The 12,967-nt window shown below is 43.8% G+C and carries 11 protein-coding genes; 8 read left to right on the plus strand and 3 right to left on the minus strand.

The window, feature by feature from the left end; genetic code table 11:
* Nucleotides 1-100 precede the first annotated feature (100 nt).
* The 3 genes from ACMFL8_RS00590 to ACMFL8_RS00600 all read left to right on the plus strand — a co-directional run bounded on the left by ACMFL8_RS00590 (nt 101) and on the right by ACMFL8_RS00600 (nt 2,748).
* A complete protein-coding gene (locus tag ACMFL8_RS00590; RefSeq protein WP_413189791.1) occupies nt 101-1,087 on the plus strand; it encodes a uroporphyrinogen-III synthase in 987 nt (328 codons plus the stop codon).
* 99 nt (nt 1,088-1,186) lie between these two features.
* Nucleotides 1,187-2,182, plus strand: a complete 996-nt coding sequence (locus ACMFL8_RS00595) for a hypothetical protein (protein ID WP_413189792.1) — start codon at nt 1,187-1,189, stop codon at nt 2,180-2,182.
* 74 nt (nt 2,183-2,256) lie between these two features.
* Complete coding sequence (locus ACMFL8_RS00600; RefSeq protein WP_413189793.1) at nt 2,257-2,748, plus strand: acyl-CoA thioesterase; 492 nt, start codon at nt 2,257-2,259, stop codon at nt 2,746-2,748.
* Between the two features lie 94 nt (nt 2,749-2,842).
* Here ACMFL8_RS00600 and ribBA read toward each other — a convergent pair whose 3' ends face one another.
* Both ribBA and ACMFL8_RS00610 read right to left on the minus strand, forming a co-directional pair.
* On the minus strand, nt 2,843-3,955 hold the full coding sequence (ribBA, locus tag ACMFL8_RS00605) for a bifunctional 3,4-dihydroxy-2-butanone-4-phosphate synthase/GTP cyclohydrolase II (RefSeq protein WP_413189794.1): 1,113 nt from the start codon (nt 3,953-3,955) through the stop codon (nt 2,843-2,845).
* 328 nt (nt 3,956-4,283) lie between these two features.
* Nucleotides 4,284-5,573, minus strand: coding sequence for a replication-associated recombination protein A (locus tag ACMFL8_RS00610; protein WP_413189795.1), 1,290 nt, complete (start codon nt 5,571-5,573; stop codon nt 4,284-4,286).
* A gap of 415 nt (nt 5,574-5,988) precedes the next feature.
* On the opposite strand from ACMFL8_RS00610, the gene ACMFL8_RS00615 reads away from it, so the two are divergent.
* Nucleotides 5,989-6,513: a type IV secretion protein Rhs gene (locus tag ACMFL8_RS00615; RefSeq protein WP_413189796.1), complete on the plus strand. Its 525-nt coding sequence runs from the start codon at nt 5,989-5,991 to the stop codon at nt 6,511-6,513.
* A gap of 81 nt (nt 6,514-6,594) precedes the next feature.
* On the plus strand, nt 6,595-7,584 hold the full coding sequence (locus ACMFL8_RS00620) for a hypothetical protein (RefSeq protein WP_413189797.1): 990 nt from the start codon (nt 6,595-6,597) through the stop codon (nt 7,582-7,584).
* 125 nt (nt 7,585-7,709) lie between these two features.
* Here the strand turns inward: ACMFL8_RS00620 and gltA are convergent, their stop codons facing one another.
* On the minus strand, nt 7,710-8,990 hold the full coding sequence (gene gltA / locus ACMFL8_RS00625) for a citrate synthase (protein ID WP_010200792.1): 1,281 nt from the start codon (nt 8,988-8,990) through the stop codon (nt 7,710-7,712).
* A 1,027-nt stretch (nt 8,991-10,017) separates the two neighbouring features.
* Between gltA and sdhC the strand changes: the two genes are divergently transcribed.
* From sdhC to sdhA, 3 genes are all read left to right on the plus strand, one after another.
* On the plus strand, nt 10,018-10,404 hold the full coding sequence (gene sdhC / locus ACMFL8_RS00630) for a succinate dehydrogenase, cytochrome b556 subunit (RefSeq protein ID WP_010200793.1): 387 nt from the start codon (nt 10,018-10,020) through the stop codon (nt 10,402-10,404).
* A gap of 20 nt (nt 10,405-10,424) precedes the next feature.
* A complete protein-coding gene (gene sdhD / locus ACMFL8_RS00635; protein ID WP_227500963.1) occupies nt 10,425-10,811 on the plus strand; it encodes a succinate dehydrogenase, hydrophobic membrane anchor protein in 387 nt (128 codons plus the stop codon).
* A 255-nt stretch (nt 10,812-11,066) separates the two neighbouring features.
* Nucleotides 11,067-12,917: a succinate dehydrogenase flavoprotein subunit gene (gene sdhA / locus ACMFL8_RS00640; RefSeq protein WP_189583538.1), complete on the plus strand. Its 1,851-nt coding sequence runs from the start codon at nt 11,067-11,069 to the stop codon at nt 12,915-12,917.
* Nucleotides 12,918-12,967 lie beyond the last annotated feature (50 nt).

Genomic DNA, 12,967 nt, shown 5'->3' on the forward strand with positions numbered 1-12,967 from the left:
TTTCTGTATGGTGAGTAGCTCAATCATAGAATGGTAATTACTTATACTGACTCTGATTACGCTCACTTTAATTTCATAAGCATTGTTTTATGGTCGGTTTATGCCTTGTTCAACATCACAGTTCACGGATTCGCCTCACTCAACTGAGCAATCATCAGCGCTGCCGCAAGTAGTCATCAACACGCGCCCGATAGAGCGAGCAGCGCCACTGACGCAGTGTCTACAAGCGGCAGGGCTGTCTGTCATTGAGATGCCGATGTTGGCATTGCAAGCACGTGCAGCGACCGATGAAGACAGAAAAATGATGCGGCAATGGCTGGCTGGTGACTATCAAGCACTGGTTATTGTCAGTCCGACCGCTGCGGCCTCAGGGTTAGCCATATGGCAAGCGCTTGAGGTTGAGCGTTACAAAAAAAACAACACTACTGAGCTGGCAGAGTCCGCATTGGCGGCGTTAGAGACGCCAAGTCATTTGATTGCGGTTGGTGAGGCGACTACTGCTGTCCTCAATGATGCCAAGCTACCGGTGGCAAGTTATCACGTGCTTCAACCTACCATTGCCAATAACGAAGGTATGCTGGCGATGCCTGAGATAGAAAGTCTACAAGCGGGCGATAAACTATTGATATGGCGTGGACTTGGCGGACGTCGTCTGCTGGTCGATACCTTGCAGGCGCGCGGTGTACATATCGATAGTATTGCTTGGTATGAGCGCATCATGCCTGACGAGGCGCAGAGTCAATATGAGCAATGGCTACAAGATTTTCAGGCAAAAAACGCATCAAAAACCATAGCATCAGCAGACAGAATAAAGCCCATCGTCGTGATCAGTAGTGGTACTGCCTTTGAGCATTGGGCAAGTATTGTTAAAGCAACAGTAGTAAGGGCTTCAGAAGCGACGAATTTAGAAGCAATTGCAAATCAAAGCAAGATCGACAACGCAGCGCTTAAATTATCAGACTTTACTTATATCGTATTGGGCGAACGCTTGGCAAACATGGTCGCAGAACAGCAGTTGAGCTACTGGCGTGTGGAAGATTTGGTGCCGGAAACCATTCTGGCAGCCATTAGCGCTAAAGTCCTATAGAAAAAACGATTTCTTAATAACCAGACAACACTTAAAGCTTGATACGCTTTTTTTGTTCGCTTTAAATAGGTTTAACCCTACCCATAACGGTCCTATCTTATGTCAATAAATTCTGAATCATTATCTAAGGAACCTTCTGCTATCCAGCAGCGTCGGCAAGCAAATACCTTGTTGTTGCGTCTACAATGGTTGGTGATTTTGCTACTTATCGCGGCATTATTAGTCTTATATATTAGCCATCAACGTTTTCAACATAGCGTCAATGAGCGCCTGCAAAGCAATGAGCAGGTGGTCAGCCGTCTAAATGAGATGGATGATCGCATATTTGCCATGAGTCAGCAGACCTTACCAGAGCCGAGCGTAGCGACCAATAACCAAGCTCAGAATCAGCTGGATTTATTGCGTATTCAAATACAGGCAGCCAATAGATTATTGGCCGACAATAACGATAGCGCAGCGATAGACTTACTACGTGGTCTGCATTGGCAATTGGCACAAAGCAGCAATGAGATTGCCCCAGCGTTGACCGTGGTCATTAAGCAAAGTTTGCTCAAAGATATCGAACGCCTGCAAGCAGAAAGTGCACAACCAAGCCCATGGCAAATTCAAAATCTAGCGATGCAAAATATTCAAGATTTTTTGCACAGTCATGAGCGTGCCGCGAACAGTAATGGTACTAGCAATCATAATGGTAATGAAGGCACTCAGCAAAGTAGAGCGGTAAGCAATAATAACCTTGCTTTGACACGCCGCCAGTTAACCATTCATGAAGTTATCATGACATTGAATTTAGCGAACCAAGCCAGCAATATGCGTGAACAAGATCAGCTAGTCAGCTATCTGACGCAAGCTCGTAAACAACTAAAAACCTTAGTGCCACAGTCTTCTATGACTGCTAGCAAACAACCTGCGCAAGCAGAAAAAAGTGCGACGAGCGCTGCTGAAAGTACAAATGATCTCGCCAAGAACTTAGAAACCATGAAAGCGCCAAGCGATATTCCAGAAGTACTCGATTGGTTAGATAGACTGATTGCCAATGCACCAAAACCGACGCCACTGTTGACCACGCAAATTTTGGACAAACCGCAACGTTAATGAAAGATGACGTCAATGAATGAATATTATTTAAGACAATCGTCTATATCAATATTGAAAGATAAGGTTAAAACATGGATCAGCCAGATAGAACAGTCGGTCTTGCCACTGAGGTACTAAACGATAGTCGTCCTGACGAATTGGCGCATTATCCTGTTATTCATCATCAGCCTATTCACTGGGGCGAGATGGATGCATTTAACCACTTAAACAACGTCGTCTATTACCGTTATGCTGAGTCAGCGCGTATTGCGTATTTGCAGACGTTAGGGATGTTTGATGGCAGTATGGTCACCGTATTAGCACAATCCAGTTGCCAGTATTTGCGTCCTGTGACCTATCCGGATACTTTATTATTAGGCGTTCGTTGTCAACGTTTGGGCAATACGAGTATAACCATAGAGTATCGTTACTATAGTACGGCGCAATCGGCTATCGTTGCGACGGCTGAAGCAGTGGTGGTGCGCTTAGAGAGTGATGGCAAAACTAAGTTGCCTTGGACAATCGAGGAACGCGAACGACTGCTCGCATTAGAAACAGACATTGGACACACGCCTAAATTTTAAAAATTAACACCTAATAAATAAAAAAGGCACGCTAACGGTAAAGTAGCGTGCCTTTTTTAAGCTTGATTTTTCGACTCAATAACGCAAACAGGTTTTAGTCTTGCTGCGGCGCATGCACAAAATCAACCACGTTCAGATCAAAGCCTGAAAGGGCATAAAACTTCATTGGTGATGACAATAGGCGCATATCACGGACACCTAAGTGACGTAATATTTGCGCACCCACACCAACGCTACGATATGGCTGTTGAGTAAGCGTTGATTGCGATTCATTGTCTGCAGCTTTGTCTAACGCATCCCCTAAATCAACCGGCTGGTTACTACCAATCCAAACCAATACACCACGATCTGAGGCGCTAATTTCTTTTAGTGCCGCTTGTACACTCCAGCCACTACGGCCAGTCATGTCATTTTTAGCCGCAAACAAATCACGTAATGGATGGAAGCCATGAACACGTACTGTACTGATCCCTTCGCTGACATCGCCTTTGACTAATGCTAAATGGGTCTCATCAGCACCAAACTCACGGAAGCGATGCAAAGTGAACGTACCATGTTCAGTTTCAAAAGGATGTGATTCTACTTCTTCTACTGTTTGCTCATTGGCGATACGATAGTTGATAAGATCAGCGATCGTACCAATTTTAAGGTCATGCTCTTTAGCAAATATTTCTAGATCATCACGACGCGCCATCGTACCATCAGCATTGATGATTTCAACCAGTACAGATGCTGGCTCAAGACCTGCTAAGCGTGATAAGTCACAACCTGCTTCTGTGTGGCCAGCGCGATGCAGTACGCCACCATCTTGCGCAATGATAGGAAAAATATGGCCGGGCTGTACAATATCTTCAGCTTTAGCAGTAGCAGAAACCGCTGCTTGAATAGTACGGGCGCGATCGGCAGCAGAAATACCAGTGGTGACGCCTTCAGCTGCTTCAATTGATACGGTAAAGTTGGTGCTGAATTTAGCTTCGTTGCGTTCAGACATCAGTGGCAAAGACAGCTGATGCGCACGCGCTTGTGAGATGGTCAGACAGACTAAGCCGCGCGCATGGGTAATCATAAAGTTAATATCTTCAGGGCGCACATGGGTCGCTGCCATGATGATATCACCTTCGTTTTCGCGGTCTTCATCATCCATCAAGACGACCATTTTACCAGCACGAATGTCTTCGATAATCTCAGGAATCGTATTTAAACTCATAGTAAATCTCAATATTTTATTATTTATAGATAGGTGTGATTTGGAATATAGAGCATTATCTACCTATTGTAGCAGCAGATGATACAAAGCGCTGTTACGGTCAAGCAAAGCGCGCTATAAGCAACGTCATTCAATAAAAAGTGACGCACTTAATAGCTTATATAGTTCATTATGAGGTCATTTTAACGCTTTTCATCGCAACGTGCTGTGTCATCTTCCCACTATATCGTTCAGTATGTCAAAAATCGTCATAAGTATTATCAATGACCACTACCATTTATGCATTAAAGCGTACATTACATAATGATCCGAGCCGTGTTATACATGGTTAGTCATTACTTGCTGCTTGGTCTTTCAGCCAATCCATAAATTGTTTACTATGCTGCTCGCGCTGATTATCTGCAAACTCATAAAAGCGTGTGCCGATTAAATTGTCTGGCAAATATGACTGCGGATAATAGTGATTGGGATAATCGTGCGGGTAGATATAATCTTGACCATAGCCTTGATTGCGCATTAATTTGGTCACGCCATTACGCAAATGTAGCGGGACAGGGGAGGCATCCTTTTCTGCCAACGCCATTGCAGCATTGATCGCTTTATACGTGCTATTGCTTTTGGCACTGGTCGCCAGATAAACCACCACTTGCCCTAAAATTAGACGTGCCTCAGGCATGCCAATAGACTGCACACTGCGCAATGCGGCATCAGCAAGGAGTAGGGCATTAGGATTGGCATTGCCGATATCTTCACTGGCCAAAATCACTAAGCGTCGCGCAATAAAGTCGGCAGGCTCACCGCCCACCAGCATCCGCCCCATCCAATACAAAGCTGCATCAGGGTCAGATCCACGGACAGATTTTATCATTGCCGATATAATATCGTAATGCTGCTCACCATCTTTGTCGTAACGCACCAAAGCAGTTTGCGCCACTCGGCTAACCAGTTCGTCATCAATGATAACTGGCGACTGTTTAGCATCAGCCGTTTGAATGGCAAGCTCTAATACATTTAGCGCCTTTCTAGCATCACCATGTGCCAGTTGGCTGATCGTATTTTGCGCTTGTAGATCGATAGTCAGATTTTGCAGAATGTTATCTTCTTGCATGGCCCGTTGTAAGACCGCGCTGATTTGCTGAGGCGTCAGCGGTTCTAGGCGATATACTTGGCAACGAGATAAGAGGGCATTGTTGACACTAAATGAGGGGTTTTCAGTTGTAGCACCAATCAAAGTGATATCGCCAGACTCTACTGCACCCAGTAGTGCGTCTTGCTGCGCTTTATTAAAACGATGAATTTCATCGATGAATACCACAGGTGATTCAAATGCCAATGAATCTTTATTATCCAAGACTTCGCGTAACTGTTTTACCCCAGTATTTAACGCAGAAAGCGCATGAAAGGGACGACCAACGGCATCTGCTAGCAGCATCGCAATGGTGGTTTTGCCAATGCCAGCTTCACCATGCAAGATAATGGACGGCAGGTGTCCTTGCTCCACCAAGCGTCTTAATGGCGCACCCGCTGCTAATAAATGTTCTTGACCAATGATAGCATCAAGAGTCGTGGGGCGCATACGCTGGGCGAGTGGGGTATCGGCATGAAAGTTAGGTGGCATAAGATTCTCTATCGAAAAATGAAAAAGCTATCTACTAGCTACAATGGTAGTAACGGCAAGGTTTTTACGGTTAAATTCAAATGACAGCATACTACGCTGCCTTTATCATTTTCATTGAGTTTCGACACTCATATACGTTTGGCATGATTTTCGCAGCAATTTTATAATAGTAATGAGTATTAGACATCAGCAGTAAAAGTGGGCTAGTTTATAAGGATGGTACTTGTTATAAGTTATACACGCTAGGCTAACGCAAAAATATGTTAATGAAAGCTAACTAAGCGTATAGCTTGTGTCCTGGGCACTTTAGTTTTCATTATTGACCTATATTAATGGCTTTACCGTATCGGTGAGAACAGTAAGCTAAACGTGATTATTAGAAGGAGCTTATTAAATATGAGGTATTACATTAACGATGTCTGAACCGACTCTTAAACGCTTATTCAATCGTTACTTGCGTAGTGATATAGGCAAGCAGCAGTCACGTTATCTGACAGCAGGCGAAATAGCATTGGCGCATTCAGTATTTGGTGACAGCATCAAACTAGATGAAGTGCAGTTGAAGACAGCGTGGTGGGTACTAAAACACTATGCAGTTAGCCCTAATGGTAATATTTACTTTCATCCGGCAGATTGGATAGCAGATTTTAGCCATGCGTCCATTGGTAAGCAAAGTTGGCTCATACATGAGCTAACTCACGTTTGGCAGCTACAACAAGGATTAAAGGTAGTACGCGGAGCGCTTGTCGACCGAAGATACGACTATGTGTTAGAAACAGGTAAATCCTTTTTTAGATATGGTATCGAACAACAGGCACGCATGGTACAAGACTATTTCGTACGTCGGCAACTTGGCAAAGACTGTCAAGATCTAGAAGCTTGTATTCCATTTCTGACCGTACATGCTGTGAATAATGCGACAGGTAAAAAGTACGACTAAAAAAACGACATAAACCAGCAATGGATTGCTGTGATAATTCTAACTTTTATTATTTTGCATTAACAAAGGATATGTACTCTGATGTTTAAATTTTTGCCAGAAACGCTGGATAATGAGGCTCATGATAGCGACATGAATAAAAGCTTCTCAGACAAAAGCACCAGCTCTCTACGTTATCCCTCAACGGTACTTGTGGTAATGCTAAGCGGCATATTGTTATTGAGTGGTTGCCAGCAAGCAGACACGCAACCTGAGCCAAAGGACAGTCAAAGTACTGAACAGACGAGTGCTGAAGACAGTCAACCAATGCCGCAAAGTGATTCGGCTGCTGCGCGTATCAAACAGTTTCAGCCACTGTACGTCGCTCAAGCACAAGGGTTGCAGCGTCGGCTACAAGCAGAGTATGAGTCATTACAAGCTGCTGATGCGTCCGATGGCGATGCTTTATTGCTCGAAGGAGCGACTGACACTACGGCTAATGATGATGGCAATCTTGGTAGTCAAGTGACTGCTAGTAATACACCCGATAATAGCGGTTTGCCAGCTACAGAGGCGAGCAACAGTAATGCGTCTGAACAAGCATCAGTACCAGCCGCTACCGAGGGCGATGTCACGGATACTGAGATGAATACCAGTACTGAAGTTGGTGAGCGCGATTTGACTGTACTTAAGCGTATCAGTCTCGAGCCGCGTAAACCTGTGATGATGACTGAAGCACAAATGATAGAAAGTTATCAGCAAGCGATGGACGCGTTATATCAACCAGTAACGACACCGCTTAGTGCCGAAGATAGCGATACTTTAATTAATATAGCCACTTTGACACCGCAGTTATTCGAGCATGCAGAAATCGCTGGCAGGGTCAGTGCAAAAAGCCCAGCGCTGGCTCGCTTGATTATTCAACATCAAGTCTGGGAGCAAATAGAAGCGCAGCAGGTGATGGATATGCAACAAATGAAGCAAACGCAGCAGCAAGAGTTTGAAACTCTGATGGCTAAGTTCAATGAAACCATCGAAGGATATGATGAACAGATTGCCAAGTATGAGCAGACTTTGAAAGAGTTTCAATAACTGACGATATTGAGCACGACTGAATCAGCAAATGTATTTAATAGAGCTAATATACTTATCTAAAACTAAAAGCATAAAAATCCCGCACGATGGCGGGATTTTTTATTGCTCAAATACTATTTAGCTTACTTGCGATCTTCGACCTTTACAAAATCACGGCGCGTTTCACCAGTATATAACTGACGTGGGCGACCGATTTTGAATGGTGCACTGTGCATCTCTAACCAATGGCTGATCCAACCAGAAGTACGAGCCAATGCAAAGATTACGGTAAACATTGACGTTGGGATACCGATAGCTTTCAAGATGATACCAGAGTAAAAATCAACGTTTGGATATAGGTTGCGCTCGATGAAGAACGGGTCTTCTAGTGCGATTTTTTCTAGCGCCATCGCCAATTCAAGCTTAGGATCATTGATACCAAGTGCTTCTAATACCTCATCACAAGTCTCTTTCATTACTTGCGCACGTGGATCGAAGTTTTTGTAGACACGGTGACCAAAACCCATTAGCTTCACTTCACGGCTTTTTACTTTTTCCATGAATTCAGGCACGTTCTCGACAGTACCGATTTCATCTAGCATCTCAAGAACGGCTTCGTTCGCGCCGCCATGTGATGGTCCCCAAAGGGCTGCGATACCAGCAGCGATACACGCATAAGGGTTAGCACCCGTAGAGCCTGCTAAACGTACCGTTGACGTAGAAGCGTTTTGCTCATGGTCAGCATGCAAGGTAAAGATTTTGTCCATTGCACGAGTGATGACATCGTTTTTCTGATAATCTACATCAGCAGGCGTTGCAAACATCATGTATAAGAAGTTTTCAGCGTAGTTAAAGTCATTACGCGGGTACATGAACGGTTCGCCCTGAGAGTATTTGTAACTCATCGCAGCAAGCGTTGGCATCTTAGCAATCAGACGAATAGCCGTGATTTCACGATGCTCTTCGTTACTGACGTCTAGGTTGTCATGATAGAAGGCTGATAAGGCACCAACAACACCAACCATAATAGCCATTGGATGCGCGTCACGACGGAAGCCTTCAAAGAACTTACGCAATTGGTCATGAACGCCTGAGTGCTTACGGATCTTTTCAAAGAAATCTGCTTTTTGCTCGGCATTAGGCAATTCGCCATGAACAAGCGCATAAGCCACTTCTAAATATTCAGCGTTGTTTGCTAATTGATCGATAGGGTAGCCGCGATGCAATAACTCGCCTTTGCCGCCATCAATAAAAGTAATTTTTGATTCAACAGGTGCGGTTACTTTAAAACCAGGGTCATAAGACCAAAAGCCCGACTCTTGTAAAGCCGCAACATCGATAACTGGGCGCCCTAAAGTACCTTTAATAATTGGAAGTTCGTATTCTTTACCATCTACGGTTAGTTTGGCGTGAGTGTCAGCCATAAATTCCTCTCCATTGGTTGTAACTTGTTAGAATAAAAATATACCGACGCACAGCCTCGCGCCATTACTAGTAAAACGGTCAAAATGTTTTTAACGTATTTAATATGCAGGCTATATTAGCAGCAATTCTCTATGATTTGAAAAAACTTTTAGCAGCAAAGGCACCAACTGGTGTGGTTTCATAGTGTCTATCTACTGTAAATTTTGTATCAAAATATGTCTGCTTGGTTATTTTGCTTAAAAACTGCCCTTTTAGAGCGTTAAGGCAAACTCTATTATGCGCATAATATCTGCATCGATTTACCAAAATAGAGCAAAGCGTATTTTGGCTATCTATGCTAAAAACAGACTGCGTATGAGTAGTAGGCGAACGGAATGGGTCATCTAATCCGCTGAGCTGAGTCGTCAGGGGGGATTTAGTATTGCACAAATTCGCTTGTTTGTTAAATAAGCCTTCTTATTTCATTAGTTTAGGGATAAATTTGTAATTGTCGCCCAGTCATTTTATAATTAGCGTTACTTAACTGGCACTCGCTTTGTGCGAATTGATAAGTGGTCATGATATAGTGTCGTTTAAAGCTGACTCTATCTATATTTAGTGACGACTAGACGGTGACTGTTTAGACCAGAGCTGTACGTGATGGTCTGATAGATCTTGTTAACTGTCCTATTTTTAAGTAATGAGCCTATTTTAATTAATCCGCTTATGGTTCATATTGATGTAGAGAAGACAGTGATCTTTTTCTATGTGAAAAGTATCAGTAAAAATAGAATAGTTAATCGCTCTAACGAATAGTGCGGTTACTTGTTGGTTAGTCGATGAGCCGCTATTAAAAAGCTTATCAATTTAACGAGTCCTGCTACACCGTTTACCATCCGACCATTTCTTCATATTTAGCGCAAACTAAACGAAGTCAGCTAGCTCTTCCTTACTTTATTCGTCTCGTGTGTTGCTCAATACCTAACTTGATACTATTTATATCAAGCAGTGGTTGTTAGCAGATACAGGAGTATAACCGCAAAAAGGATGCCCGCTGTGAAAAGCAACCGACCTATTGATCTGCCTTTAAGCCAAGTGATTAGCGTTAATCGCTCACCGATTGCGATCGCCTCAATCTTGCATCGTATCTCTGGCATTATTCTATTTTTATTGATTCCTGTCATGCTGTGGTTACTACAGAACTCATTGGCGTCGCCTGAGAGTTTTGAGACCGTATTTGACAACGTACTTGTGCGCTTTTTAGCATGGATATTCGTTGCGGCGATTGCTTATCACTTTGTGATGGGTATCAAGCACTTATTTGCTGATATGGGCATGAATGAAGAACTAAAATCTGGCCGCACTGCGTCTATGGTTAGTTTTGTGATTGCAGCGATTCTAATTGTCGCGTCATTTGTATGGGTGATGTTCTAATGATTAAAAATGATTCAGGAATCAAAAGTGCGACTGGTCTGACCGGTTCAGGCTCACGCGATTGGATTATCCAGCGTATTAGCGCTGTCGTTTTAGCTGTTTATAGTGTGGTATTGCTGGGCTTCTTTTTGACGCACGGCGACGTTACTTATCTTGAATGGTCATCATTCATGACCAGTCTGCCTATGCGCTTATTTAGCTTAGTGGCGGTACTTGCACTAGCTGGCCATGCTTGGGTTGGTATGTGGACCGTGTTCACTGATTATATTACCACTGGCAAACTAGGCTCAAGCGCAGCAGGTCTACGCTTAGTGCTACAGTCATTGATGATTATTGCTATTTTAGTATTTTTATTTTGGGGCATCATGATTTTTTGGGGTACTGGTTTCGGTGTTGTTGCCGTTTAACTATAGCCAATCATAGCGTTGGATATTACTGACTTAGTCAGTCACTTATATAATAGGTGCGCTATGGTTTAGTCAGTGAGCGAACCCAATATAAAGATAGATATGCAAATTAGGTGGCTAAAGGTTGTTAGCGTCATCCACTTTGATAATTTCAAGTAGAGGCGAGACAATACAGTGTTTTGTCCAGCAATAGGATGATTTTGAGACAGCCTTTTTATTTACTTCTAAGCATTAACAGGCATTAGGAAAACCGTAATGGCAACTAGACAAGATAATACCATTAGTAATATTAAGACCCTAAACTACGATGCAGTTATCGTTGGTGGTGGTGGCTCAGGTATGCGTGCTTCACTACATTTGGCAGAAGCGGGCATGAAGGTTGCAGTCCTGACCAAAGTATTCCCAACGCGTTCGCACACGGTTGCTGCTCAAGGTGGTATCGGTGCAAGTTTGGGTAACATGAGCAATGATAACTGGCATTTTCACTTTTATGATACCGTTAAAGGGTCAGATTGGTTAGGTGATCAAGACGCTATCGAATATATGTGCCGTGAAGCGCCAAAAGTCGTCTATGAGCTTGAGCACATGGGCATGCCGTTTGACCGTAACGAAGATGGCACGATTTATCAGCGTCCGTTTGGTGGTCATACATCAAACTATGGTGAAAAAGCGGTACAACGTGCTTGCGCCGCTGCTGACCGTACAGGTCACGCACTATTGCACACGCTATATCAAAAAAACCTAGAGCAAGGCACTGAGTTCTTTATCGAGTGGATTGCCCTTGACTTGATCAAAGATGAAGCCGGCAACATCAATGGCGTTATCGCACTTGAGCAAGAGACGGGTACTGTTGCGGTATTTCAGTCACCGATTACTGTCCTAGCGACAGGTGGTGCAGGCCGTATCTTTGCCGCATCTACCAACGCTTATATCAATACTGGTGACGGTATTGGCATGGCGGTCCGTGCTGGAATTCCATTACAAGACATGGAATTCTGGCAGTTCCACCCAACAGGTGTTCATGGTGCAGGCGTACTATTGACCGAAGGTTGTCGTGGTGAAGGCGCTATCTTACGTAATAAAGATGGTGAAGCATTCATGGAGCGTTATGCGCCAACTGTGAAAGACTTGGCACCACGTGATTTAGTATCACGTTCTATGGATCAAGAAATCAAAGAAGGCCGTGGTTGTGGCCCTAATGCGGACCATATCGTTATGGATATGACGCATCTAGGTGTTGAAACCATCATGAAGCGTTTGCCATCAGTATTTGAGATTGGTAAAAACTTTGCCAACGTTGACATCACTAAAGAGCCGATTCCAGTTATCCCAACCATTCATTATATGATGGGCGGTATTCCAACTACGATTCATGGTCAAGTAATCACTCCTGATCTAGAAGCGGGTACGGATGAAGAAGGTCTATACACGAAAGGCACTGTCGTTAAAGGTCTTTACGCTATTGGCGAATGTGCTTGTGTCAGTGTTCACGGTGCCAACCGTCTAGGTACGAACTCACTACTTGATCTATTGGTATTTGGTCGTGCGGCAGGTAAGCATATCGTTGATGAGTTCCATCATGCCGATCACAACTATAAACCACTTGATCCACGTGTCCTTGATTTTACAGTGAAGCGTTTAGACAAACTGCAACAATCGACTGAAGGCTATAATGCTCAAGACGTTGCGGACGAAATTCGTTCGACCATGCAGACACATGCCAGTGTATTCCGTACGCAAGCGATGATGGACGAAGGCGTTGAGAAAATTTTAGCGCTAGGCGACAAAATCGACCAGATTCATTTGGCTGATAAATCACAAGTCTTCAACACGGCCCGTATCGAAGCTTTCGAAGTGGCTAATCTATATGAAGTGGCTAAAGCGACAATGATATCAGCAGCGATGCGTCATGAAAGTCGCGGCGCCCACAGTGTGTCTGACTACGATCGTCCAGAAGATGATGACTATGCACCAAATGGTCGTAACGATCATGATTGGATGAAGCATACCTTGTGGTATTCTGAAGGCAATAAAATCGTTTATAAGCCAGTACGCAAAGTGCCATTGACCGTTGATTATATCGAGCCAAAAGTTCGCGTCTATTAATTTTTGACTGCGCCGCTGGTCTATATGAACAGCGTTAACGTTTTATCCCT

It is taken from the genome of Psychrobacter sp. AT9 (genome assembly GCF_047272965.1).
In the GTDB taxonomy this organism is placed as follows: domain Bacteria; phylum Pseudomonadota; class Gammaproteobacteria; order Pseudomonadales; family Moraxellaceae; genus Psychrobacter; species Psychrobacter glaciei.